Source organism: Paraburkholderia caribensis, assembly GCF_002902945.1.
In the GTDB taxonomy this organism is placed as follows: Bacteria; Pseudomonadota; Gammaproteobacteria; order Burkholderiales; family Burkholderiaceae; genus Paraburkholderia; species Paraburkholderia caribensis.
In genome coordinates, this window is the sequence record NZ_CP026103.1 from 1,198,298 (window position 1) to 1,223,379 (window position 25,082).

Genomic DNA, 25,082 nt, shown 5'->3' on the forward strand with positions numbered 1-25,082 from the left:
GGCACGCACTCAACGGCGTGTCGTGGATGCAGCGGCCGCTGCCTGGAGCGCGCACTCCGCGGCGTCGAACGCGCGGCGCACGGCCTCTTCCGCGCTCTCCGCCGCATGGCGGCCGATCGGCTGTCGCTCGTGTGTCGCGGTGACGAGGTCGAGGCGCACATCGTAAAGCGGCTTGCCCGAACGCAGCCGCAGCGCTTCGATGGCCAGATGGCAGTCCGACAGCGATGCGCCGAACGGTTGCAGTCGCATCAGTTGCATCGCCGCCTCCGCTTCGAGCGCCGCCGTCGCATGACAGCCCAGATAGACAATCTGCATGCCGATGCCCACCATCGCCTCCCATTGACGCGCTTTCATCGGATCCGCAGAGCGAGTCTTGCGCAGATCCATGCCGTCAGGGTATCGGCGACGCGTGAAAGCGCGATTGACCCATATCAACGCGGCAAAGCGTCTGCCGCCGGACGCGCCCGGCCAACTGGCACAAGCGTTCGCGAACTGATATAAATCAACCGTCTTTCACCAACCGCCGGGAATCACGATGACCGCGCCGGGCAACGATCCGTCCCGCAACGATGACGCGGCGTCCGCATCGGATGTGCGGCTCGACGACCGGTTTTTCCTGTTGATCGAAGCGGTTCAGGACTACGCCATCTTCATGCTCGATCCTGCCGGCAATGTCGCCAGCTGGAATCGGGGCGCACAGCGCATCAAAGGCTACTCACACGACGAGATTATCGGCCGTCATTTTTCGACGTTCTACACGGAAGAGGACATCGCCGCCGGCAAGCCGGCCCGCGAACTGGCAACGGCCGCCGCCGAAGGGCGCGTCGAGGACGAAGGCTGGCGCGTGCGGCGCGACGGCTCGCGGTTCTGGGCCAACGTCACCATTTCAGCCGTGCGCGACGCCAACGGCACGCTGCTCGGCTTCGCCAAGGTCACGCGCGACATGACCGACCGCATGCGCCTTGAGGAACTCGAACGGGCGAGCGAGGTGTCGGCGCAGGTGCAGATCACGCGCGAGAACGAGCAGAAGCGCATCGCGCGCGAACTGCACGATGACCTCGGGCAGCAGTTGACCGCGCTGAAAATGAGTGTCGCGCTGATGGAAGCGACGCTGGCCGCGAAGACCGAGACCGCGCCGCTCGTGCCAAAAACGCGCGCGCTGCAACAGGAGATCGACGCGATGGCGACGTCGCTGCGCCGCATCGCCTCCGATCTCCGCCCGCCGCTGCTCGACGATCTGGGCCTCGCGGCCGCGCTCGAATGGCTCGCTGAAGACTTCACGAAGCGCTACGGCGTCGTCGCGACGGTTCATATCGAAGCTGGCGATCCGCATTTCCCCGCCCGGTTCAATGAGTTCGCTTCGACCAACCTGTTTCGCATCGTGCAGGAAGCGCTGACCAACGTCGCGCGTCACGCGAACGCGAGCCGCGTGCGCATCGAGCTGGCGCGCACCGGCAATCTCGTCTCGCTCGACATCGAGGACAACGGCGTGGGCGCAACGCTCGCGCTGCCGCCCGTCAGCGCGTCGTTCGGGCTGCTTGGCATTCGCGAGCGCGTCAGGCAGCTACAGGGCACGGTGTCGTTCGTCAGTGCGCCGGGCGAGGGCTTTCACATTTCGATTCGCGTGCCCGTTGCCGCTGTGGCGGCGGTGCAGTGAGGGCTGCTGTCGCCCGTCACGGCTTGCCTTTTTGCTGCGCGTCGGCGTCGTCCTCCCAGTCGTGCCATTCCACGTTGTGCTGTTCCAGGTACGCATCCACGGCCACGCCCGTCGTCGGAAAGAAATGCTGTTCGCCCATCGTGTCGAACAGACCGTAGCGCCGCAGCATGTCCTTCACCGGTCCCTTCATCTCGGCAAAACACAGTTCGATGTGCCGCTCGTGCAGACTTGCATGAAACGCGCGCAGTATTTCGCTGGCCGTGACGTCGACATCCGTGATCGGCTCGGCGGCGACGACGACCCACCTGGCGGGCGCGGCCGCCGTTTCGATCGCGCGCTGTACATGGTCGCGAAAAATCTCGGCATTCGCGAAGAAAAGCGGCGCATCCCAGCGGTACAGCACCAGCCCCGGAATGGTCCGCGCAGCGGGATGCCGCGAAATGTCGTGGTAGCCCTTGCGTCCGTCGACGCGGCCAAGCACGGCGTCATAGGGCCGCCACGCGCGCCAGACGAATGCCATCAGCGCCAGCCCGACGGCGATGAAAATGCCCTGGATCGGACCGATCAGCGCGACACCCGCAAAGCACGCCATCGACTGCGTGAACTCGCTGCGACGCAGGCGCAACAGGCGGATCACGTCTCGCACTTCGAACAGCCCGAGGCCCGCCGCGACGACCACGGCGCCAAGCGCGGCGGCGGGCAGCGAGCGCAGCAGCGTCGGCGCGAAGATCAGCAAGGCGGCGACGCACAGCGCGGCGACGACCCCCGTGAGCTGCGTTTTCGCGCCCGCTGATTCGGCAACAGGCGTGCGCGACGAACTGCTCGTGACGGGGAAGCCGTGGAACAGCCCCGCGGCGATGTTGGCCGCGCCGAGCGCGACCAGTTCCTGATTGCGGTCGACGCGCTCGCCGCTGCGTTCCGCGAACACGCGCGACAGCACGCTGATATCCGCGAGAGAAATCAGCCCGACGGCAATCGCGCCGGGCACCAGCGCGACGATCTGATCGAATGAAACGGAAGGAAACCACGGCACGGGCAAGCCCTGCGGCACGTCGCCGACCACGGCGACGCCCGCTCGCGCGTCCAGCCCGAGCAGCGCGACGGCCAGCGTCGCACCGACCATGGCGACGAGTATCCCCGGCACCACGGGCATCCAGCGCTTGCAGGCGAAAATGACCAGCAGGCACGCGGCGCCGATCGCGCACGTCACCTCGTTCAGCTTGCCGTCCACTACGCCGCGCGCGAGGCCCGCCACGACCTGCACCAGGTTGCTGCCCTTGACGTCGAAGCCGAGCAGCTTCGGCGCCTGGCTGATGATGACCGTCAGCGCGACGCCGTTCAGAAAGCCCTGGCGGATCGGCTTCGACAACAGGTCGGTGAGAAACCCCAGACGGCATGCGCCGACCGCGATGCAGAACACGCCCGACAGGATCGCCAGCATGCCCGCCAGCGCCGCCACGTGCTCCGGGCGCGCGCCTGCAATCGGCAGCACGATCGACGCGATCAGCGCGGCCAGCGCCGAGTCGGGACCGAGCACGAGAATGCGGCTCGGCCCGAACGCCGCATACGCGACGACGGCCGCGATGGTGGCGTAGAGCCCCGTGATGGCGGGCAGGTGCGCCGCTTCGGCGTAGCCCAGCCCGGCGGGCACGAGCACCGTGGTGAGCACCATGCCCGCGATCAGATCGTGCGAGAACCATGCGCGCCGATACGCGCGTAGCGTCGCGATGCCCGGCACGCGGCGCAGCAAGGAATGGAGGCGGCGGGTGCCGGCATGATCCCGATGACTGGTGGCTCGGCTCATCGCCCGCCCTGTCGAGTAAACAAGCGCTTCACGTCGGATGCGCGGCCGCGAGGCGCCTGCCGCCCCGCCGCCGCCGCATGTCACATGAACCAGCTTATGCCCGCAGATGGGGTGACAGCAATCCGCCCGTCATTCGACGCGTCGCAACTCGCGACGAAGTATCTTGCCGACCGTCGACTTCGGCAACGCATCGACGAAGTGAACGACCTTGGGCACCTTGTACGCCGCCATGCTCGCGCGGCAATGCGCGATCAGCGCCTGCTGCGTCACGTCCGCGCCCGGCGCGGTGACGACGAACAGCCTGAGCGCCTCGCCCGTCTTTTCATCGGGGACGCCGACACACGCGCATTCGGCGACGCCGGGGAATGCGGTCGCCACGGCTTCGACTTCGTTCGGGTAAACGTTGAAGCCGGAGACGATCACCATGTCCTTCTTGCGATCGACGATTTTCAGAAAGCCCTTGTCGTCGAATACGCCGATGTCGCCGGTGCGGAAATAGCCGTCCGCCGTGAAAGCGCGCGCATTGGCCTCGGGCTGCTGCCAGTAGCCGCGCATCACTTGCGGGCCCTTGACGCAGATTTCACCCGCCTCGCCGACGCCCGCTTCGCGGCCGTCGTCGTCGAGCAGCTTGACGTCGGTGGAAGGGACGGGCAGACCCGTGTTGCCCGTGAACCCGTCGATGAACTGCGGGTTGAACGACACCACGGGCGACGTCTCCGACAACCCGTAGCCCTCGCGGATAAAGCTGCCCGTCACGGACTTCCAGCGCGCCGACACGACATCGATCATGGCCGCCCCGCCGCCCGCGGACAGCCTGAGCCGCGACCAGTCCACTTCCGCGAGGCGCGGATGCGCGGCCAGCCCCGCGTATAGCGTGTTGACACCGACGAAGACGGTCGGACGCGCGGCCTTCAGCACGTCGATGAACGGCTCGACGTCGCGCGGATTCGCCACGAGCCAGTTCTCCGCGCCGACGGAGAAGTACGTGAGGAAATTCACCGTCAGCGCGAAGATGTGATAAAGCGGAATCGCCGTGACGACGACCTCGACGCCGGGTCGCAGCGAATCGGGCATGAAGGCTTTGAACTGCTCGATGTTCGCGACCAGATTGCGATGCGACAGCGCGGCGCCCTTCGAAAGCCCCGTCGTGCCGCCCGTGTATTGCAGAAAGAGCAGATCGCTGCCCGTGACGTCGACGGGATCGGCGGCGAGCCGCTCGCCCTGCGCGAGCGCTTGCGGCAGCGTGAGCGCGTTGTGCAGCGCGCCGTCCGGCTTCACATCGGCGGCGGGTCCGGCAAGCGTGGCGCCGCTGCCGTCGCCTGCGCCTGCCGTGATCACCGTGCGAATCTTCGTGCCGCCGATGACTTCGGCCAGCGTGCGCGTCGCGCCGTCGAACACGACGATCGTTTCGACGCCCGCGTCGTTTAGCTGATGCTCCAGTTCACGCGCCGTGTAGAGCGGATTGACGTTGACCTGCACCGCGCCGATCCTCGCGATGGCGATGAACGCGATGGGAAACGCCAGCACGTTTGGCAGCATCACGGCCACGCGGTCGCCCTTGCCGACGCCCGCCACCTTCTGCAGATACGCAGCGAATGCCGACGACAGGCGGTCGATGTCCGCATAGGTCAACGTGTGGCCGAACGCGCGGAACGCGGGCCTGGCCGCGAACTCGCGCATCGCGCCTTGCAGCAGCGCGTTGATCGACGGATAGCGGCCGGCGTCGATCTCCGCAGGGATCGAGCCATACGAGGCAATCCAGTGCCGTTGGCTGGCGTGGCTTTCCACGGGCGGCTTCATGCAATGACGGGGGCTGAGGTGGCTGTCGTCCACGCTGTCTCCTGATCGATCTTTTATGCAGGTGGAACTATCGCGCGCGCCCGCGCGGATGCAAATGATCGGCGAGGCCGAAATGGTGATCGCAACGGACAAGCTGCTTCGCCCTCGATCGCTGCGCGAGCCGCCATTCATGTGTGTTTGCGCGAGGTATTGGCAGGGTGAATAAGGGTGAACCCTATGGCGAGCGAATGCGTTCGGGCGAAGAATTCCGGGCACGCAAGCGGTATCTTTTCGGACACAGGACTCATTCACGTATGCAGCAACGCGCGCCCGCACACGCGGCGGCAACTCATCGGCACGCGCCGTCCGTGATCGGATGGCGCGAAAAGCGCTTTGCGCCGTCCAAGCTCGTCGCGCTGCTCGACGTGACCTCGGAAGCCGGCATCGACGCGAATGCCGTGCTCGCGGGCACGGAACTCGACGCCGCGGCCGTCGCCAACCCGTTCACGCTGACTTCCTCGCTGCAATTCCTGATCGCGGCGCGCAATGCCGTTCGTCTATGCGAGCGGCCCGATCTCGGCGTGCGTGTCGGCTGCCGTTTGCATGCCTCGAGCTACGGCATGTATGGCTACGCGTTGCTGTGCTCGGAAGCGCTCGCGCAGACCTTCGATACCGCCGTCAAATACCATCAACTCGCCAACGGCATGCTCGACATCCGCTGGTTCGAGCATGACGACGCGGCATCGTGGGTCTTTCCGAATCGCGACGAAGTGCGCATGCCCGACATCGGCGAGCCGTTGTATCGCTTTCTGATCGACCTGCAGTTCGCCGTGCACGTGACGGTCATCAAGGACGTGATGGGCGCATGGTGCGTGCCCGCGCGCGCGATGTTCACGCAGGCGCAACCGCCGCATGCGGCGTTGCTGTCGGACGTGCTGGAGTGCCCGCTCGCCTTCGAGCAGCCGCAGAATCTGTTGAGCTACCCCGCCGCGTGGCTCTCGCGTGCGCCGCAACTCGCCAATCCGATCACGGCCGCACAAGTCTCGACGCAATGCGCGCGTCTGGTCGAACAGTTCCGCTGGCAAGCGGGCGTGACGCGGCGTGTCTACCAGGAACTCACGCGTACGCCCGGCAGATTCCCGGACATCGAAGAGATCGCGCAGAGCCTGTGCATGACCTCGCGCACGCTTCGCCGCAAGCTCGAAGCGGAAGGCGCGTCGTATAGCGAGCTATTGACGGGTGTGCGCAAGGCGCTCGCTGTCGACTATCTGGGCACGACGGCGCTGAGCATCGAAGACATTGCCTTGACGCTGGGTTTCAGCGACGCCGTGAGTTTTCGTCATGCGTTCAAGCGCTGGACAGGCAAGACGCCGAACGATGTGCGGCGCGATCGCGGTGCGGCGCTTCCATAAACGAACGTCAATGGCGTGCCAAAGTTTGTTTTATTGTTCGGCGCGAAAGCCGCGACCTTACACTTGCCAGAATACTCTGGAGCCGCTAGCGCTGCACAGCGCGTTCTCCTCATTCGAAAACATCCAGACCAAGGAGACGATGCCCGGCCTTCCGCGCATCAGCACCCCATGCCGCCCACTCTCGTCTACACGCACGCCGCCTGCCTGAACCATCAGCCCGGTCCGCATCATCCCGAATCGCCGGAACGGCTGAAGACCGTGTTGCAAACCTTGCGCGCGCCGGAATTCGCGGCGCTCGAATGGCGCGACGCGCCGATGGGCACGCTCGAACAGGTGCATCTCATTCACAACCAGGACTTCATCGACGAAGTGGCGGAGATCGCGCCGCAGCACGGCTATATGCCGCTCGACGGCGGCGATACCGTCATGTCGCCGGGTTCGTGGGAGGCCGTCATGCGCTGCGTCGGCGCGGCATGCGCGGGCGTCGATGCCGTGCTCAACGACGATGCGCGCAACGTATTCTGCGCGACGCGTCCATGCGGGCACCACGCGGAGCCCGGCAAAGCGATGGGCTTTTGCATCTTCAATCAGGCGGCCATCGCGGCGGCGTATGCGCACGACGTGCACAAACTGGAGCGCGTGGCCGTCGTCGATTTCGACGTTCATCACGGCAACGGCACCCAGGCTGCGTTTTACGACCGGCCCGAACTCTTCTATGCATCGAGTCATCAATCGCCGCTGTATCCCGGCACGGGCAAGTCGGCTGAAACAGGCGTGAGCCACAATATCCTCAACGTGCCGCTGCCGCCGGGTTGCGATTCGGATCTGTTCCGGTCGCGCATCGAGGCGGACATGCTGCCCGCCGTGCGCGAGTTTCGCCCCGATCTGATCATCATTTCAGCGGGCTTCGACGCGCATCGGCTCGATCCGCTCGCCGCGCTGCGTCTCGACGATGACGACTTCCACTGGATCACGCGCGAACTGGTGCGCATCGCCGACGAAACCTGCGAGGGCCGCGTGGTGTCGATACTCGAAGGCGGGTACAGCGCGGAAGGGCTGTCGGGCGGCACGCGCGCACATGTGCGCGCGTTGATGGGGAACTGATCCGCAACGCTGCGTCTGGCATTGCAAGAACAGCCCGCGCATCGACGTCGACCGATGCGCGGGCTTTTCTTATTGCCCCTGTTGCTGCTGCAAATACTGCCTGACGTCATTCAACGACACCCGCCCCGAATGCGCGGTGTCGATCTGATCGAAGTGCTTCGCGATAAAACCAAGACCGCTGCTTTGCGCCTGCGCTTTCGTGATCGACGCGCCATTGCTCAGCACCGAATTCGCGCCCATGCGCGCGTCGATGCGCTGTTGCGCCTGCTGCTGCAATTGCGTCCCCGTGGATGGCGTAATGGCCGCTGCGCGGGTGCTCGGGAAAAACGGACCGTCGACGCCATGAGCGCCCTTTGGCAGCGTCACAGGCGCAACGGCCTGCGTCGCCGCGTGCGCGCTGCCCATCACGGCGCCGAGCACGACGATGATGGGAACAACGCGCGACAACCTATCGATTGATGACATGATCACTCGCCCTGAATAGATGAGCCGGGAATCCCCGCATCCGTGTCGGGCGGGGACCTGTTCCATTGAGCCTACTGCGCCGTCGCAGCCTGTGCGGTGGAAGTCGGCGTGCCCGCCGGGCTTTCGTCGCGCCACGGCGCGGGCAAGGTCCACAGCGATAGCGCGAGCGGAATCGGCTGCCCGCCGTAGTAGTTCACCAGATCGCTCTTCATCTTCGGACGCGCCACATCGTCCAGATAGATCATGTGCCCGCCCTGGAAGAAATTCACCTGGAGGTTCGGATTCAGGCCACGCACCGTTTGCAGACGCGCCAGTTCCTTCTCGGTCGTAAAGAACGGCGTGGCGAGATCGTGGAAGCCGTTCTCCGCGAGCACCTTCAGCTTCGGATTGAGCGTGATCGCGCCGAGCAGATCGGGCAGCGTATCGGGCAGCGGCTGGCCGTCATGCGAGAAGTCCCATGCCTCGATGATGTCGTCGTTCAGCGGCATGTAGGTCGCGTTCGGCGCCGTGTAGCCGAGATAGTCCGGCATCTGCGTCGCGAGCGCCGTCGTGAACGGCTGCGAGATCAGGATGTCCGACGGGTCGCCATCGGTTTGCAGGCGCGGGTCCGAATTGGGCAGCGACACGCGTCCGTCGTAACGGCCGATCGTATAGCCCGGCACCAGCGCGAAGCCAAACGAGTCGGTGCTGAAGTAGCCCTGCAGCGCCTGCAGCGTGAGACTCGACGGCCACTCCCACGATTGCAGCGTGCGCGTCGGCGGGACCACGGGGTTGCCGAGCGCATCGGGTATGCCAAGCTGGCTCAGCACCCACGTCTGCGCATACTGCTTGAAGTGGTTGTACTGACCCGTCGCGAAGATTTCCGATTGCAGCGCGAACAGGCCTTGATCGATCAACGGCGGCGACACCTGCCGATAATACGCCGCGACTTCCGCATAACCGGGGTAATAACCGGCGAGCGTGTCGGTGTCGAGTTGCAGCCCCTCCGTGGTCAACAGAATTGCCACGGCTTCGATTGCGTCGGCGAAGTAGTTGAGAATCGACGACTGCAGCACGATGCCCGTCAGCGGCACGCCTGCCGTTTCCAGCGCCAGTGCGAGCATGTCGGTGCGCGGCGTGCCGTACGACTCGCCGTAGAGATAGATCGGCGACCCGGCGCGATGGTTGGCCGCCAGATAGCGGATGATGAAATCGCGCATGATGTTGACGTCGGAATCGACGCCCCAGAACTGCTTGTTCGTATGCGGCAGGACCGCTTCCGAAAGACCCGTGCCGGGCGGATCGATGAATACCATATCGGTCGTGTCGATCAGGCTTTCAGCATTGTCGACGACGGGATAGTTCGGCCAGTTGGTGAGCAGCGGATCGGGCGTCGCGACGCGCGTGGGCGCGAACGAACCGAGCCGCAGCCAGATCGACGACGACCCCGGACCGCCGTTATAGAGAAACGTCAGCGGGCGCGGCTTGCCGTTCGTGGCTGGCGCAGTGTAAGCCACGTACGACATCGTGGCTTCCGGATTGCCGTTTGCGTCCGCTGCCGTCAGGTGGCCTGTCGTCGTCGTATAGTTGACCGTCGTCTTGCCCGACTTCCACTGGTAGTGCATCACAGCCGCTTTCTCCGTGACCTGCGATGCGGCAAGGCCGTCGTTCGCATGCGGCGAATAGGGAATCGGATCGGTGTATGGCTTGTTGGCCGCCTGCGGCTGTGCCTGCTGTTGCGCGAGCGCTTGCGGATTCGCCGCCTGGCTCAACGCGCTCGTTGCCGACGAAGCGGGACTGCCGTCGCCTCCCCCGCATGCCGCCAGAACCAGCAACCCGAGAATCATCGCGCCTGAAGCGGCTAGCTGCCCCAGACGCGGGCGGCTCCAGCTAATGCTACGGTCTGGTTTCATTTCTGTCCCTGTGACAGGTAAGTTACCGCTACACGAAGGCCGCCTTCGCCGATGAGGCGCATAGGCAACAGACAGCAGTGCAGAATTCGTCGGCACTCACAGCGGCTGACATTAAACTTTCTTGTTTCTAACAGCCTCGATACAGCCCGCACCAATTTTCTAATAATTCGGATCACTAATTACAAACGTCAATCCACCCCGGTAAGTTGTACTCGGTCCTTTATTTCTTTCCGATCAGGAAAGATTTGGTAATGAAGGTTGGCAGAGGAAAAATAGGAGGTCGAGCGGGACTTTGTCAAGGCACGTTTTTACGCGCGATGCGTGGCGAATAGGAGCGAAACTTGCGTTCGCATCTATTGTTTCGGCTTCGAAAAATCACATCGAAATCATTGTCGTAATGTTTTATCGCGCGACCGACAAACCGAATTGAAGAATTACGCTTTTCTTTTCAACCAGGTATTGATCCGTGCCGAACCGGATTAATAACCGCTTTCGCCGCAACTAATGCGCGGACAACAGATTCGCCACCTGATTCGATTGTGTCTGCGCGGCAATGTCCTTCGCCGTCATGCCGCGATTGTCCTTCAGCGACTCATCAGCGCCGCGTGCGAGCAGCAGCTTGACGGTATCGGCGCGATCGTATCCCGCGGCCCACATCAACGCCGTGAGATCGTTCTTGTAGCGGCGGTTCACGTCAATGCCCGCATCGAGCAACTGCTTCACCACTTGCGTTTGCCCCTGCCCCGCCGCGTATTCCATCGCGGTCTTGCCGACGCGATCCGTCGCCAGCGGATCGGCGCCACGCGCGAGCAGCAACGCGACGATGCCGTCGTAGCCGCCATACGCGGCCGCCATCAGCGGCGTGACGCCGGACGCGTTGGCATGCTTCACGTTCGCGCCATGATCGACCATCACGCGCGCCAGTTCGGCGTCGCCCTTCTTGCACGCAGTGAGCAACGCTGTATCGCCGATGCGGGTTGCCGTATCGACGGCCGCGCCGCGATCGAGCGCGGCGATCGCGCTCGCGCGGTCGCCGTCTTTCGCGGCGGCGAGCAGCGTGCGATTCACCTCGCCCGCTTCTTCGGCGGCTGCGGGAAGCGCGGCGCCCGATGCGGCCCACAGTGCGCCCGCCATCAACAACGCAGTCGCCCCATATCGCACGGCGTGACACATGTTCGTCTCCCGAGGCTACTGCAGGTTCGCGACGTAACTGGCGAGGTTGCGGATATCGTCGTCAGTCAGATTGCGCGCGACGCTGCCCATGTTGCCGGCATCGTTGGTGCGCGTGCGGGAACGGAAGTCCTGCAACTGCTTGACGATGTACTGATAGTGCTGCCCGGCCACACGCGGTATCTCGTTCTGCCCCGCGAAGTTGCCGAGGTGGCACATCGTGCAAAGCTCCGCAGCGGACTTCTTGCGCCCCGCTTCGACCGCCACGCCGTCCGCCTTGAAATCGACGGGAACGGGTTTCTGCGCGGCGAAATAGTCGGCGAGATCCTGCATGTCGTCTTTCGAGAGGTTGGCCGCCATCGGCGACATGCGCGGGTCCTTGCGACGGCCTTCCTTGAAGTCCTTCAACTGAAGGTACATGTAACGTTGGGTCTGTCCGGCGAGCACGGGATACTGCGGATCGGTCGAATTGCCCATCGGGCCGTGACAGGCGACGCAGGTCTGCGCCTTCGTCTGGCCCGCTTGCGCGTCGGCGCGTGCGTCGGCTAGCGGCCACATAGCACCGCCCACACAAAGAAACACCGCGCAGACGCGCGCCACGATACGCGCGGCGCGCTGCGCGGTTGGAGATGACGTCCGGGCTCTCGTCATCACGGCAACGCGAAGACCAGCACCGTGTTGCCGCGTTTGAAGTCCAGTTGCGTGTTGCCGCCCGCCGCGACGGCGACGTACTGCTTGCCGCGCACGCTATACGACACGGCCGGCGCATTGACGCCCGCGCCGCACTGAAATTCCCAGAGCTTCTTGCCCGTCGATGCATCGAACGCGCGGAACAGGCCATTGCCTTCGCCGTTGAACACGAGCCCGCCCCCCGTCACGAGCACGCCGCCGATCAACGGCTGTGCCGTCTTGAAGTCCCACGCCACCTTGCCCGTGTCGACGTTGACAGCCGACAGCTTGCCCCATTGCTCTTCGGACGGAATCACCTTGAACGCGCCGCCCAGCCACAGCTTGCTGCCGCCGGGATAGGGCGCGTCCGTGACCTGATAGGTCATCGGTTGATGCAGGTTGGCCGCGTAGGCGAGGCGCGTCTTCGGATCGAACGCCATGGGCGACCATTCGACACCGCCGTTCGCACCCGGCAGCATCCGCGCGCCCTCGGCGGTGGGCAGCGTCCACATGTTCTCCTGCGGAATCATCGCCTGCGAGAAGCGGATCAGGCGGCCTGTTGCGCGATCGTGCACGTAAATATGGCCCGTCTTGCCGCCGTGGATCACGCCGGGAATCATCGTGCCGTTCGTGTCGCGCACGTCGATCAGGATCGGCGGGCTGACGGCGTCGAGGTCCCACACGTCGTGCGGCACGTACTGGTAATGCCATTTGTACTTGCCCGTGTCGAGATCGATGGCGACGAGAGAATCCGTATAGAGGTTATCGCCCGGCCGGATCGCGCCATACAGGTCCGGCGACGGGTTGCCGACCACGAAAAACACCGTATGCGTCTTGCGGTCGACGGCAGGCGTCATCCACACGCCGCCGCCGAGCGTCTTGTAGAAGTCGCCGCCTTTATCCGCGAGCTGCTTTTTCTCGGCGGCGATATCGCGCTTCTCGTCGCGGCCCGTTGCGTCCTTGGTCGCCCATACGCCTTCCTGGCCGGTGTCGGGGATCGTGTAGAAGGTCCACAGCAGTTGCCCGGAATTCGCGTCGAACGCCTTTACGAAGCCGCGTATGCCGTATTCGCCGCCGTTCGTGCCGATCAGCACCTTGCCGTCCACCACCGTCGGCGCCATCGTTTCCGAATAGCCTTCGTCAGGATCGGCGATCTTGGTTTCCCACAGCACGTTGCCCGTCTTCGCGTTGAGCGCGACCAGTTTCGCGTCGAGCGTGCCCATGAACAGCCGATCGCCGGAGATCGCCACGCCGCGATTGTTGGGCCCGCAACAGAACGTCGTGACCGGCCCCATCTTGTGCTTGTAGTGCCAGAACTCCTTGCCCGTCACGGCATCGACGGCATAGACGTGATTGAACGACGTGGTGATGAACATCACGCCATTCGACACGATCGGCGCCGTTTCCATCGATTCGTTGACAGCCGTCTGGAAGATGAACACCGGCCTGAGCTTCGCCACGTTGGTCCGGTTGATCTGGGTGGCCGGATAGAAGCGCGTCTGCGCATACGATCCGTTCGGATGCAGCCAGTCGGACGTGTTGCCGGCGGCGCTGTCGAGCTGCGACTGACTGACGGGCGCAAACGTCGACGGCATCGGCGACGACGTGGTGGTGGACGTGTTCTGCACTTCGTCGGCGGCTCGCGCGGTGGGCGATGCGAGCGCGGCGAACAGCAAGGGAACGAAAACGGCGAGGTACCGCGGGGATGGAATCATGAGCGTCTCCTCGGCTTTTTATCGTTTGAGCTTGCGAGCGCTGGAGCGCGGCGGCTGTCCGCACGTAGACCACGGGTGGACGGGCACGCTCGCGCAACCCCTCTCAAACAACAAAAGCTTTGAAATTGGAACCGTTTGATTGCTTGGTCGGGACGGGTCGGCTGCGCAGATTCGGCGAGTACGGCATCACTCTCGCCCTCAAGGCCGGCTCAATTAAGCGTAGACGAAGCGATGCCGATTTACCAGGCGCGCGGCAGCGCATTGGCGCCCGGTTGCCGCGCAAATGAAGGTCGGTTCACGTATGAGGATTGACGGCCGCTCGCGCTGCGTTGACGACCAGACCGGCGTAGTGCGGGGTTTATAACGTGCTTGTGGACGCACGCATTGTGCGTTGCATCGAAGCGATGCGAAGCCGGCGGCCGGGTTCGCACCGGCTTCGCACCGGGATCGCTCAGGCTTGCGCGTCGTCGCTCTCGCCGAGCATGCGCATCGCGGCTTTCTCCGCGTTCGCCACGTGCAGGCGCGCGAGCGCCTGGGCTTCGTCGGCGTCGCGTGCCTTGAGCGCCTTGTAGAGTTTGTCGATTTCGCGCAGGCTGCTCGGCAGCCGGTCGGGATGCATCAGCGACGTGGCGCGCAGCAGATTCACCCGCGAATACAGGCTGTTCAGAACCTCCTTAACCAGCGCATTGCCGCAGTTGTCGAGCAGCACCTCATAGAGCGCGGTCTTGGCCTTGAGCACGCCCGCCTGGTCTTGCGCCATCGCCTGGGTGCGCAGTTCCTTCGCGGCCTCGCCGAATTGCGCAATGGCCGCGTCGCTGGCGAGTCTGGCGAACTCGTGCGCCGCGAAGCCTTCCAGCAACCCGCGCAACGCATACAGTTCGCTCGCTTCCTGCTGCGAGATGACGGCGACGATAGGGCCTTTGTGCGGCACGCTGCGCACGAGCTTCTCCGCCTCGAGCTTGCGCAGCGCTTCGCGTACCGAGGTACGGCTCACGCCGAGCGACTCGCACAGTTCGCGCTCGATCAGACGCGCGCCTGGCGCAAAGCGCCCGCTCATGATGGCCTGCCGCAGCACGTTTTCGACCTGATGACGTAGCGTCTCAGGTCGGACCAACCCGATATCAGTCGACATTATTGTCTTCCCGTCCGACAAAGTTACAGTCGCTATGATACTTCACCGCCAGCCGTTTTCCGTCCTCCGTTACGCATAAAACGCGTTCATTGTTGCCTCGCCGCAGCGCTTCAGTTGTAGCCGAGTATCGCCACGGCCCGCACATGCGCGTGGTCGGTGCCGTTCGCGGCGAGCCGCGCGAGCGGCAGCGCCTGCAATGCGCGGAACGTCGAATGGGAATCGCGCCCGCCTGAATCGGGGTTTCGAGGCGGGCGCGCAGCACGCGTGTCGGTCCCGCTCGATGCGTTCAGGCGAGACTTTCCGAGGTCAAGCATCGACGGCCACGCGCTGCTTCGCCAGTGCCGCTTCGAGCAGCGGCGCGCCGAGTTCGGCGCCGTGAATGCCCGTCGTGCTGACGATCTCCAGCAGTTCCATCAGTTCGTCGGCCGTCGCGCCGTAGCGCAGCGCGTTGCGTATGTGCAGCTTGAGGCCGGGCACATACAGATGGGTCGACGACGCGTCGAACGCGCAATACATGAACTCCTTGATCTTCGGACTCAGCACGCCCGTGCGCCACGGCACGGAAGAAAACTCGACATACGCTTCGAACAGATCGGGATCGAGTTCGAGCAGCCCTTCCCACGTTGGATGCCAGTAGCCGCGATTCTTCTCGAATGCATCCTTGAGTGCGCGGCGGCGTTCGTCGAGCGGCGCGGGTCCCGCGCGCAAGCCTTCTTCCTCGAGCACTTCGAGCAATACGGGCACGCCGACATTGCTGGTGTGAATGCCGATCGTACTGATCAGCTCCAGCACTTCCATCAGCTCTTCACGCGTCGCGCCGAACCCGAGCGCGCGTTCGATATGATGCGCGACGCCCGGTCCGTACAGCTGCGTCGCGCATGCGTCGGCGGCGAGCGCGATGAACGCGCGCGTCTTGTCATCGAGATGGTTTCTGCGCTGGGGCACGGCGGAGAACTTCACGTACGCATCGACAAAGCCCGCATCGAGGCGCAGCATGCTGTCCCACGCGGCATTCCAGACGCCGTGCACGCGCACGAAGTCATCCCTGATCTGCTGCGGCTCGCGAGGCGCGCGCGCCGGCTGCTCTCCCTGCTTCATTCGCTTGCTCCTTCCGATGACGACAATGCTTTCCCCGCGCCGCGCGCCGTGTCAGCCCGCCGCGACGAGCCCCTGCGGATAATCCGCTTCGGCCACTTCTTCCTGCCACGTCGCCTTGCCGATCGACGTCGCGATGTGCACCATGTAGCTGCCGTCGCTCGCGCCGTGCCAGTGACGCTCGTTCGGCCCGATGAACACGATGTCGCCCTGGCGGATTTCCTGCGGCGCCTCGCCCTCCTTGCAAATCCAGCCCTTGCCCGCCGTCACCTGCAGCACCTGGCCCTGCTCGTGCGTATGCCAGTAGGTGCGGCCGCGCGGCGCGAAGAACACCGTGTTGATGGTGACGCCATCCGTCGGCGGCATCACGGGGTCGGCCCACACCGTGCCCGAAAACGTCTCGCCGCGCAGTTCCGACAACTTCCCTTCCGCCCTGCCGTGAAATACCTTCATGCCTGCTTCTCCTCTTTGCGAATCTTCCCGTCGTACAGTCGCACGCCGCCCGACACATCGCCGATCGCATCGACCACGCGGTTGCTGATCACGTCGCCATAACCCAGCGCCGTGCCAAGACCGAAGCTCGCGAGCGGCCCCGCTGCGTTCAGCGACACCACGCCCAGCTCGCGCGCGCGATCGACATACAGCACGACATCCTTGGTCATCAGCTTGCCCGTCAGCCCGCCTTCCAGATAATCGCCATCGACGATCTTCGGAAAGCGGTTCAGCGTCGCGAAGTTCACGCCGCTGCTGCTGTTGAGCACGTCGAGCAGCAGATGCAGATCGAGCCCCGCCTTCTTGCCCGCCACCATCACCTCCGCGCTCGCCGCGAGGCTCACGGCATTCAGGAAGTTGTTCAGCAGCTTGGTGGTGTGGCCCGCGCCGCTCTCGCCCATGTGCGCGACCTTCGAGCTGATCGGCGCGAATGCCCATTTGAGCGCTTCGACGGCGCTCGCGTCGCCGCCGACCATCAGCGTCAGCGTGCCTTTCTCCGCTGCTGCCGCGCCGCCTGAAATGCCCGCATCGACATACTGCACGCCACTCTGCGTGAAGCGCCGCGCGAGCCGTATCGTCGAACTGGCGGCGGCCGTGCTCAGATCGACGACGATCTGTCCGGCGCGGCAATGCGCGAGCACGCCGCCCTCGCCTTCGACCACGGCCTCGACGACCTTGCTGTCCGGCAACGACATCATCACGACGTCGGCGAACTTCATCACGTCCGCGATCGATGCCGCGGCCTGCGCGCCCGCTGCCTTGACGCGCTCGGGCGCGGTGTCGTAACCGAGCACGGCAATGCCCGCATCGACGAGACGCCGCGCCATGCGGCCGCCCATGTTGCCGAGACCGATGAATCCGATCCGTTCCTTGTTCATTTCCGCTATTCCCTTGAAGTCAGGTGATTCGTCAGAAGTCGACGTCCTTCGTTTCCGGTCCCATCATCGCGCCCACCGCGCCGATTAGTCCGCCGATGCACAGCAGCACCACGGAGGTCATCCGCAACGGCATGAACGCACCGAGCCAGTTCATATAGAACGCGTAGAACGACGGGATGATCACCGAGAGGCTGAAGCCGACGCCGAAGCCCGTTGCGCGCACATCGGTGACGAAGCGCTCGTTGATGTACGTGACGATCACGCCCCACGGCGACGTGACGAGCACGGCGAGCACGCAGACCAGCGCGATGATGGTGGGCAGCGACAATCCGTCGTTGTTCGCGAGCACGTATAGCAGCCCTGCGCCGACCGTCGCGATCAGCGGGCCGACGATCACGAAGAAGCGCCGCCGCCCGATCGCCTGCGCGATCAGCCCCGAGCCGATGTAGCTGAAGAACAGCACGAAGTACGTGATCATCAGCGTGGACGTCATCTGGAAGCCCGTCAGATGCAGCGTCTTCACGAGCAGGCCCGTCGGCAGGTAGATCGTGATGATGTTCTGCGTGAGCCAGAAGCCCGTCATCATCACCAGCACCTGCAGCAGGTTGCGGCCGCTCTTGCCGCGCAGCAGGTCCGTGAGCGGCAGTTTCTCCGGCTGGTCGGCCTTGTCGGCGGCTTCGCTTTTCCAGATCTCCGATTCGGCGACCTTGTGCACGTAGTACAGCGCGAGAATGCCCGCCAGCACGGCGCCCAGCACGAACGGAATGCGCCAGCCCCATTGCGCGTAGGGCGAGTTCATGCCGTTCAGCGGAAAGAGCGCGAACATCAGCATCGCGACGAGATTGATCGACACATACGCAGCCGGAAAGCCCGCGATGATGAAACCGCCGACAAAGCCGCGCTGCTCTTTCTTCGAATACTCGATGGCCAGCGGCATCGCGCCCGTGTAGCCGCCCCCCAGAAAAATCCCGTCGACAAAGCGCAGCAGCACCAGCGCCCAGTACGACACGATGCCGATGCTCTCGTAGCCCGGCAGCAGCGCGATCAGCAGCGTGACCACGCCGAAGCCCGACACCGACCAGATCGACGCCTTGCGACGCCCGATGCGGTCCGCGATCATGCCGAACAGCAGCGCGCCGATAGGACGCCCGAGCAGCGTCGTGATGAACACCAGCGACGCGAGGATCGTCTCCATGCCGCTCGACAGATGCGGCGGCTGGAAAAACGCCAGCACCGGCGACAGCACGACGACGGGTAGATAGATATCGAACATGTCGATGTACTCGGAAAAGAACGCGCCTTTGATGGCATTGCGTCTTTTCGTTTCGATCGATTGCTCGCCTTCGGACTGTGCGATGTCGGTCGCAGTGAGGGTTTTCATCGTTGTCTCCAAGTCTCTGTCGGCATTGCTTATTGGGTTTCGCGCTGCCTGGTGTGGTGTCGTCACAGCATCAGGCCGCCGAAGTCTCCGCTTCGTATGCCTTGATCGCTTCCGTCGCGACGCGGAACGCAGCCAGCGCCAGCGGCGCGCCGCAATACACGGCCGCCTGCATCAGTACCGCGCGGATCTCGTCCTTCGTCACGCCGTTGCGCAGCGCGCCCTTCACGTGCACGGCCAGTTCGTGATGCTGGCTCATCGCCGTGAGCATGCCGAGGTTCAGCATGCTGCGCGTCTTGAACGACAGCGTCCTGTCGCCCCAGATGTCGCCCCAGCAGCTCTCGGTGACGAACTTCTGCATCGGCCGGTTGAAGTCGTCGGCATTGGCCCATGACTTCTCCACATGGCCCGCGCCAAGCACTTCCTTGCGGTTTTCAAAACCTTTTTCGAAACGTTCGTTGCTGTCCATCTTGAGGTCCTCTCTGTTGCTTCAACCCGTTCAGTTGCTTTGCGCGTTACGACTGCCTGACGCAATGATTGTCCGACAATCTAAACGTGCAAAATTTTTTGGCCGTATTGGCCATACTTACCGGCTAAGCGCCGTAACCGACCAACGCCTTCGTTTCCAGATACTCGCGCAGACCCGCTTCGCCCCACTCGCGCCCGTTGCCCGAGCGCTTGTAGCCGCCAAACGGCGCATGAAAATCGGCAGGCGGATAGTTCAGATGCACGCCGCCCGCGCGCAACGCGCGGCCCACCTTGCGGGCGCGTGCAATATCCGCCGATTGCACGTAGGCGGCGAGCCCATAATCCGTGCCGTTGGCGATCGCGATGGCGTCCGCTTCGCTGTCGTACGCAATCATCGACAGCACCGGCCCGAAGATTTCCTCGCGCGCGATCGTCATGTCGGGCGTGACGTCGGCGAACACGGTCGGCTTTGCGTAATAGCCTTTATCGATGCCTTCAGGCAAGCCTGTGCCGCCCGTCACGAGCCGCGCGCCTTCGTCGATGCCCGTCTGGATCAGCGCCTGCACGCGCTCGAACTGGTTGCGGTTGACGAGCGGGCCGAGTTGCGTCGAAGCGTCGTCGGTCGGACCGACGCGATACAGTTCCGCCGCGCGCTTCGCGATCTGCGCTGCATCGTTCATCAGATGACGCGGCACCAGCATGCGCGTCGGAATCGAGCACGACTGGCCCGAGTTCACGAAGCAGGCCGCGACGCCGCGCTTGACGGCCTCTTCGAGATCGACGTCGTCGAGCAGAATGTTCGCGGACTTGCCGCCCAGTTCCTGCGCGACGCGCTTGACGCTCGGCGCGGCCGACTGCGCGACCAGCACGCCCGCGCGCGTCGAGCCCGTGAACGACACCATGTCGATATCGGGATGGCTCGCAATCGCCTCGCCGACACCCGGACCATCGCCATTGACGAGATTGAACACGCCGGCGGGCACTTGCGCCTCGTCGAGCACTTCCGTGAAGAGCAGCGCGCTCAGCGGCGAATACTCGCTCGGCTTGAGCACCATCGTGCAACCCGCCGCGAGCGCGGGCGCGATCTTCACGACGATCTGGTTGACGGGCCAGTTCCACGGCGTAATCAGACCGCACACGCCGATCGCTTCGAGCACGACGCGCGTGCTGCCGCGCTGTTCTTCGAATTCGAAGCGTTCCAGCACGTCGATCAGCGCATTCAGATGCGCGGGGCCACGCGCCGCCTGGCCATTACGCGCGAACGTGACGGGCGCGCCCATCTCGCGGCGCATCGCTTCGGCGAACTCGTCGTAGCGGCGTTCGTAGATCTGCAGCACGCGCCGCAACAACGCGACGCGTTCCGCGACGCTCGTCGTGGACCACGCGGGAAACGCCCGGCGCGCGGCCGCGACCGCGCGGTCGACATCTTCCGCGTTGCCGAGCGCGAGCCGCTCGAACGGTGCCTCCGTGGCGGGATCGACGATATCGAACCAGCGGGCTGACGCGGGTTCGACCCAGCGTCCGTCGATATAAAACTGCGCTGCATGTGACATGGCAGGTTCCTGTCCAGAATCAGGGCGCATCGCGATCGAGCAGGCGATACATTTCGGTGTGGTCGGTGGCGGGCGTCGAACGTTGCGCGGCTTCGCTCCAGACTGCCGTGACCGTGTCGCCGAGCGTCATCGGATAACCGACCGACTGCGCGAGCGCATGAGCGATCTTCAGATCCTTGTTCATCAGTTGCAATGCGAAGCCGGACGCGAACGTGCCGCTCAGCATGAACTGCTTGACCTTGTTTTCCGACGTATTGCTGCGGCCCGACGAAGCATTGAGCACGTCCGTCATCGCCTCCGGCTCGATGCCGAAGCGCTGCGCGACGAGCAGCGCCTCGACGGTCGCCGCGAGTCCCGCCGCCGACACGTAGTTGTTCAGCGCCTTCGCCGCATGCCCCGAGCCCGCGCCGCCGATATGCAGAATGTTCTTGCCCATCGCTTCCAGCACGGGTTGGTACTGCGCGAGCACGTCCGCGCGGCCGCCGACGAGAATCGCCAGCGTGCCTTCCTTCGCTTTCTTCACGCCGCCGGAGACGGGCGCGTCCAGGTATGCGAGACCGCGTTCCTCGAGCGCCGCGCCGAGCTTGCGCGAGCGCTCCGGCTCCGAAGAACTCATGTCGATCACGACGGCGCCCTTCGCGAGCCGGCTTGCCCAACCGTCATGGCCACCGCCAAGCAGCACGCTTTCGACGATGGCCGAGTTCGGCAGCATCGTGATCAACGCGTCGAGTGCGGCGGCGTTGTCGTGCGTCAAACGCTGCGCGCCCGTTTGCGCGGCGAGCGTGTCGGCGCGCGCAGCATCCGCGTCGTCGATGTACAGGTCGAAGCCCGCGTTGACGAGGCATTGCACCATCGGTGCGCCCATCATGCCGAGCCCGATAAAACCGATGCGCTTCTTCTGGGTCATGGCATCCGTCTCCTAGCGCAGCGCGGAGAACGAGGTCGGCGTCAAAAAGTGATTCTCGATGCGCTCGACGATCGGCCGCTCAGCTTCTGTCGCGGCGCGCGCCGCGATCCAGTCGGCGTCGGCCTGAAACGCGTTCCACTTCTGCTCGCGCTCGGCCAGGCTTTCCCATTGGATCATGTAGGTCAGCGCGTGATTGCTCGGGCCGATCAGCGTGGTCCAGAAACCGATCTGCTGGATGCCGTACTTCTCGAAGAAACCGAGCGTGTGCGTCGTGAAGCGGTCGAGCAAGGCAGGCAGGCGCGTCGGCGCGCAATGATAGATACGCATTTCAACGATCATGAAGTTCTCCGTGTTGCGTGTTGCGTGTAGTGGGTTCGATCCGGTGCTGCTTCAATCTTCGAGGCCGTCGACCGACGACCAGCGCTCGACGTATTTGACGAGTTCCGTCATATCGCGCGCGGCGCCGTTCTGCATCGCGGCGTAATTCCACATCTGGCGCGCGACGCTGCCCACCCACATCGGTACGCCGAGCGCCTGGCACTCGTCGACGGCGAGACCGATGTCCTTGCAGACGCTGCCGACGGGAAAGCCGAAATCGAAGGTGCCGGGCAACACGTGCTTCGGAAACTTGTCGAGCGTCGCACCGTTCTTGCCGCTGCCCGCGTTGATCACCGACATCATCACTTCCGGGTCCAGCCCGCCGCGCATGCCCGCGACGAACGCCTCGGACGTGATCGCGAACGCCGTCGACGACAACATGTTGTTCAGCAGCTTCAGCAATTGCCCCTGCCCCGCCTTGTCGCCGACCACGAACACCTTGCCGAGCACGTCGAACAGGCCGCGCACTTCCTCCAGCGCGACGGGATTGCCCGCCGCCATGATCGCGAGCGTGCCCTTCTTCGCGCCTGCCGCTCCGCCGCTCACGGGCGCATCGACCGTTTCGATTCCTTTTACGAGCAGCCCTTCTGCCACTTCCTTTTCGATGCGCGAACCGACCGTCGACAGATCGACCAGTACCTTGATCGCACTGCCGTCGATCAGGCCGCCCTCGCCGAGCGCGACCTGTTTGAAGATCGCGGGCGTGGGCAGGCTCGTGAAGACGATGCGCGCACTGTCGGCCACTTCACGCACCGACGCGGCAACCTGCGCGCCCGCCGCCTCGAGTTCCGCGAGGGCGGCTTCATCGCGGTCGTAGACGATGACCTTGTGACCCGCTTCGATCAGCCGCCGCGCCATGGGCCGACCCATCGTGCCGACGCCGACGAAACCGGGCGACGGACCGCGTTGCTGACTTGATGCCTGACTACTCGACATGACAATCCTCGTGAATGAAAAAATTCCGGCTCAATTCGAGCCGCGAGCACGCGCGAGACGCATCACCGCGGCCGCGTCCTGTTCGGTCTCGAACTTCCATAATCTGTCGATCAACGCTTGCGCATCGACGCCCGAGCGTGAATGCGCGGCCAGTCGATGCAGTTTGTCCGCGAGTTCGACGTTCGCGAGCGGCGCGGCCAGACTGCCGCGCGCCGCATGCACGCGATGCGCGATGCGCTCGCCCGAACGCAGAATGATCGTCACCTGTGCAGATTCGACGGGCCACGACGGGTCGTCGATGAAACGCAGACGCTTTCCCGCCTCGTGTAGCGACGCGTCGGCGACGGCCGCATCGCTGAATTCATCGAGGCCAGCCTTGCCGCGCGACAACACCACGGCCACCGCATGCTGCGCGCTGACCTGCGATTCGCGGCCCGTGCGCACGCCTGGCCGGTCGGTGCGCTCGCGCAGCAGCGGATGCCCCGTCAGTTCGATCTGTTCGATATCGCCGAGCGACCAGCGCGCGTCGCGCCGCAAATCGAGGCACGCTTCGATCACCGGGTTCAGCACGACGCCGCACGGATACGGCTTATACGTGTTCTTCAGCAGTTCCCACTCGTGCCCGAGTTCACGCGTCAGCGCGCTCCATGACGGTTGCGACGCCGTCACGCGCAGAAAGCCGCGCTCGCCTTCGAGCGGCGCGTCTGGGCCTGAAAAGCCATCTTCTGCCAGCAGTGCCGACAGCAATCCGTTGCGCGCCGCATTGCCGACGCTGATGCTCTTCGACATCGTGCCGAGCGTTTCGACCAGTCCGCCCGTTTGCACCGATGCGTTACCGAGCGCCCATGCAATGTGTTGCTCATCGAGTTCGAGCGCCTTCGCCACGGCGGCAGCCGCGCCGAACACGCCGCATGTCGACGTGATGTGCCAGCCGCGCTGATAGTGCTCCGGCGACACCGCATTGCCGATGCGGCATTCCACTTCGACGCCGAGCACGAACGCGAGCAGCAGCGCTTCGCCGCTCATCGCATGCGATTCGGCAAGCGCGAACAGCGCCGCCGCGACGGGCGCAGTCGGATGAATGATGGTGGGGATATGCGTGTCGTCGAAGTCGTAGACATTCGCGCTCATCGCGTTGAGCGCGGCTGCGTTCAGCATGTCCGTGCGCTCGCTGCGTCCTGCGATGCTCGCGTTTTCATCGGCGCGAAAACGCTGATAGACGTTGACGGCCTTATCGACTGTCGGATCGTGCGAGCCTGCCAGCGCGACCGCGAAGTAATTGACGAGCGAGCGTTTCGCTTCGTTGCGCACGTTAGCGGGCAAGTCGCGCCACAGCGTGTCCGCGACGAAGCGCGCCAGCGTGCGGGTCAACGTGCCGCTGCGCAATGCGTCGGCGTCGATGGAATCAGCCTGCAAGCCAGCCTCCTTCTATCGGCATCATCGCACCCGTGATCTGGCTCGCTGCCGGTCCGCACAGAAACACGACCATCTCGCCGACATGCGCGGCTTCGACCAGTTCGCCCGTCGGCTGCTTGCCCTTGAGGAACTCGCGCACGGCATCGCTGCGATTCAGCCCGCTCTCGTCCATCAACGCGTTGATGCGTCCGTCGATGTTCGGCGTCAGCACCGAGCCCGGACAGATCGCATTGCACGTGATGCCCTGGTTCAGCGTCTCGATGGCCACCGAGCGTGACAGCCCAAGCAGCGCCGTCTTGGTCGTCACGTAATCGACGCGATTAGCCACAGCGCGCGCGCCGTACACCGACGTCATGTTGAAGATGCGTCCCCAGCCGCGTTCGCGCATGCCGGGCAAGGTCAGTTGAATCGCGCGGAACGCGGCCGTCAGATTCACGGCAAGCGCGTTGTTCCACTGCTCGATCGGAAATGATTCGATATCCGCAAAATGCCGTACCACGGCGTTGTTGATCAGCACGTCGAGCGTTTTCACGCGTTCGCGCGCGGCGCCGATCAATGCATCGACGCCTGCTGGCGTCGCGAGATCCGCTTGCACGTAAGCGACGTTCACGTCGAACGCGGATGCCAGCTCGCCGGTGGTGCGCGTCATCTGCTGCGGCGCTTCGAGTCCGTGCAGCACGATGTCGCAGCCAGCGCCCGCGAGCGCTCGCGCCATTGCCAGCCCGAGGCCGTTCGACGAGCCTGTCACTAACGCGCCTTTGCCTTTCAGCATCATGAGTGCC

The 25,082-nt window shown here is 64.3% G+C and carries 23 protein-coding genes and 1 pseudogene; 3 read left to right on the forward strand and 21 right to left on the reverse strand.

Going from position 1 to position 25,082, the window contains the following annotated elements; translation table 11 throughout:
- Window positions 1–9: 9 nt before the first annotated feature.
- Complete coding sequence (locus C2L66_RS34920; RefSeq protein WP_054932365.1) at window positions 10–327, reverse strand: hypothetical protein; 318 nt, start codon at window positions 325–327, stop codon at window positions 10–12.
- Window positions 328–535: 208 nt separating this feature from the next.
- Here C2L66_RS34920 and C2L66_RS34925 point away from each other — a divergent pair, with 208 nt between their 5' ends.
- Window positions 536–1,657 carry a PAS domain-containing sensor histidine kinase gene (locus C2L66_RS34925; RefSeq protein WP_060608404.1) on the forward strand — a complete coding sequence of 374 codons (1,122 nt, stop codon included), beginning with the start codon at window positions 536–538 and terminating at the stop codon, window positions 1,655–1,657.
- Window positions 1,658–1,673: 16 nt separating this feature from the next.
- Here C2L66_RS34925 and C2L66_RS34930 read toward each other — a convergent pair whose 3' ends face one another.
- Together C2L66_RS34930 and C2L66_RS34935 are read right to left on the reverse strand one after the other, a co-directional pair.
- A complete protein-coding gene (locus tag C2L66_RS34930) occupies window positions 1,674–3,461 on the reverse strand; it encodes a SulP family inorganic anion transporter (protein ID WP_060608406.1) in 1,788 nt (595 codons plus the stop codon).
- Between the two features lie 129 nt (window positions 3,462–3,590).
- Window positions 3,591–5,261, reverse strand: a complete 1,671-nt coding sequence (locus C2L66_RS34935) for an AMP-binding protein (protein WP_060608409.1) — start codon at window positions 5,259–5,261, stop codon at window positions 3,591–3,593.
- 293 nt (window positions 5,262–5,554) lie between these two features.
- On the opposite strand from C2L66_RS34935, the gene C2L66_RS34940 reads away from it, so the two are divergent.
- Both C2L66_RS34940 and C2L66_RS34945 read left to right on the forward strand, forming a co-directional pair.
- A complete protein-coding gene (locus C2L66_RS34940; RefSeq protein WP_060608417.1) occupies window positions 5,555–6,652 on the forward strand; it encodes an AraC family transcriptional regulator in 1,098 nt (365 codons plus the stop codon).
- A 168-nt stretch (window positions 6,653–6,820) separates the two neighbouring features.
- Window positions 6,821–7,756, forward strand: a complete 936-nt coding sequence (locus tag C2L66_RS34945; RefSeq protein WP_060608420.1) for a histone deacetylase family protein — start codon at window positions 6,821–6,823, stop codon at window positions 7,754–7,756.
- A 69-nt stretch (window positions 7,757–7,825) separates the two neighbouring features.
- On the opposite strand, the gene C2L66_RS34950 is transcribed toward C2L66_RS34945, so the two are convergent.
- The 18 genes and pseudogenes from C2L66_RS34950 to C2L66_RS35035 form a co-directional block, all read right to left on the reverse strand.
- A complete protein-coding gene (locus C2L66_RS34950; RefSeq protein WP_054932343.1) occupies window positions 7,826–8,221 on the reverse strand; it encodes a hypothetical protein in 396 nt (131 codons plus the stop codon).
- Window positions 8,222–8,292: 71 nt separating this feature from the next.
- On the reverse strand, window positions 8,293–10,113 hold the full coding sequence (locus tag C2L66_RS34955) for a S10 family serine carboxypeptidase-like protein (protein ID WP_060608422.1): 1,821 nt from the start codon (window positions 10,111–10,113) through the stop codon (window positions 8,293–8,295).
- Between the two features lie 501 nt (window positions 10,114–10,614).
- Window positions 10,615–11,247, reverse strand: coding sequence for an ankyrin repeat domain-containing protein (locus tag C2L66_RS34960; RefSeq protein ID WP_098021691.1), 633 nt, complete (start codon window positions 11,245–11,247; stop codon window positions 10,615–10,617).
- Window positions 11,248–11,301: 54 nt separating this feature from the next.
- Window positions 11,302–11,841, reverse strand: a complete 540-nt coding sequence (locus C2L66_RS34965; RefSeq protein ID WP_224099389.1) for a c-type cytochrome — start codon at window positions 11,839–11,841, stop codon at window positions 11,302–11,304.
- A gap of 92 nt (window positions 11,842–11,933) precedes the next feature.
- Window positions 11,934–13,667, reverse strand: a complete 1,734-nt coding sequence (locus C2L66_RS34970) for a pyrroloquinoline quinone-dependent dehydrogenase (RefSeq protein WP_054932347.1) — start codon at window positions 13,665–13,667, stop codon at window positions 11,934–11,936.
- Between the two features lie 451 nt (window positions 13,668–14,118).
- The gene (locus C2L66_RS34975) at window positions 14,119–14,799 is read right to left on the reverse strand and encodes a GntR family transcriptional regulator (protein WP_035994078.1); all 681 of its coding nucleotides are present in this window, start codon (window positions 14,797–14,799) and stop codon (window positions 14,119–14,121) included.
- Between the two features lie 110 nt (window positions 14,800–14,909).
- Entirely contained in the window at window positions 14,910–15,113 is a 204-nt protein-coding gene (locus tag C2L66_RS34980; protein WP_060608428.1) for a hypothetical protein, read from the reverse strand.
- Complete coding sequence (locus C2L66_RS34985; protein WP_060608430.1) at window positions 15,106–15,897, reverse strand: carboxymuconolactone decarboxylase family protein; 792 nt, start codon at window positions 15,895–15,897, stop codon at window positions 15,106–15,108. Before C2L66_RS34985 ends, C2L66_RS34980 begins: the two co-directional genes overlap by 8 nt.
- Window positions 15,898–15,948: 51 nt before the next feature.
- Window positions 15,949–16,347 carry a cupin domain-containing protein gene (locus C2L66_RS34990; RefSeq protein WP_054932350.1) on the reverse strand — a complete coding sequence of 133 codons (399 nt, stop codon included), beginning with the start codon at window positions 16,345–16,347 and terminating at the stop codon, window positions 15,949–15,951.
- Window positions 16,344–17,279, reverse strand: a pseudogene (locus C2L66_RS34995) (NAD(P)-dependent oxidoreductase); the annotation flags it as partial. The gene C2L66_RS34990 and the pseudogene C2L66_RS34995, both read right to left, overlap by 4 nt.
- 16 nt (window positions 17,280–17,295) lie before the next feature.
- Window positions 17,296–18,645, reverse strand: a complete 1,350-nt coding sequence (locus C2L66_RS35000) for an MFS transporter (RefSeq protein WP_054932352.1) — start codon at window positions 18,643–18,645, stop codon at window positions 17,296–17,298.
- A gap of 70 nt (window positions 18,646–18,715) precedes the next feature.
- Window positions 18,716–19,111 carry a carboxymuconolactone decarboxylase family protein gene (locus C2L66_RS35005; RefSeq protein WP_035994063.1) on the reverse strand — a complete coding sequence of 132 codons (396 nt, stop codon included), beginning with the start codon at window positions 19,109–19,111 and terminating at the stop codon, window positions 18,716–18,718.
- A 124-nt stretch (window positions 19,112–19,235) separates the two neighbouring features.
- Window positions 19,236–20,663, reverse strand: coding sequence for an aldehyde dehydrogenase family protein (locus tag C2L66_RS35010; protein ID WP_060608433.1), 1,428 nt, complete (start codon window positions 20,661–20,663; stop codon window positions 19,236–19,238).
- Window positions 20,664–20,682: 19 nt separating this feature from the next.
- A complete protein-coding gene (locus C2L66_RS35015) occupies window positions 20,683–21,570 on the reverse strand; it encodes an NAD(P)-dependent oxidoreductase (protein ID WP_054932354.1) in 888 nt (295 codons plus the stop codon).
- 12 nt (window positions 21,571–21,582) lie between these two features.
- The gene (locus tag C2L66_RS35020) at window positions 21,583–21,909 is read right to left on the reverse strand and encodes an NIPSNAP family protein (protein WP_054932355.1); all 327 of its coding nucleotides are present in this window, start codon (window positions 21,907–21,909) and stop codon (window positions 21,583–21,585) included.
- Between the two features lie 51 nt (window positions 21,910–21,960).
- Window positions 21,961–22,884, reverse strand: a complete 924-nt coding sequence (locus C2L66_RS35025) for an NAD(P)-dependent oxidoreductase (RefSeq protein WP_060608435.1) — start codon at window positions 22,882–22,884, stop codon at window positions 21,961–21,963.
- A 30-nt stretch (window positions 22,885–22,914) separates the two neighbouring features.
- Window positions 22,915–24,300 carry an MmgE/PrpD family protein gene (locus C2L66_RS35030; protein WP_060608438.1) on the reverse strand — a complete coding sequence of 462 codons (1,386 nt, stop codon included), beginning with the start codon at window positions 24,298–24,300 and terminating at the stop codon, window positions 22,915–22,917.
- Window positions 24,290–25,075 carry an SDR family oxidoreductase gene (locus C2L66_RS35035; protein WP_060608441.1) on the reverse strand — a complete coding sequence of 262 codons (786 nt, stop codon included), beginning with the start codon at window positions 25,073–25,075 and terminating at the stop codon, window positions 24,290–24,292. The genes C2L66_RS35030 and C2L66_RS35035 overlap by 11 nt, the downstream gene beginning before the upstream one ends.
- Window positions 25,076–25,082: the final 7 nt, after the last annotated feature.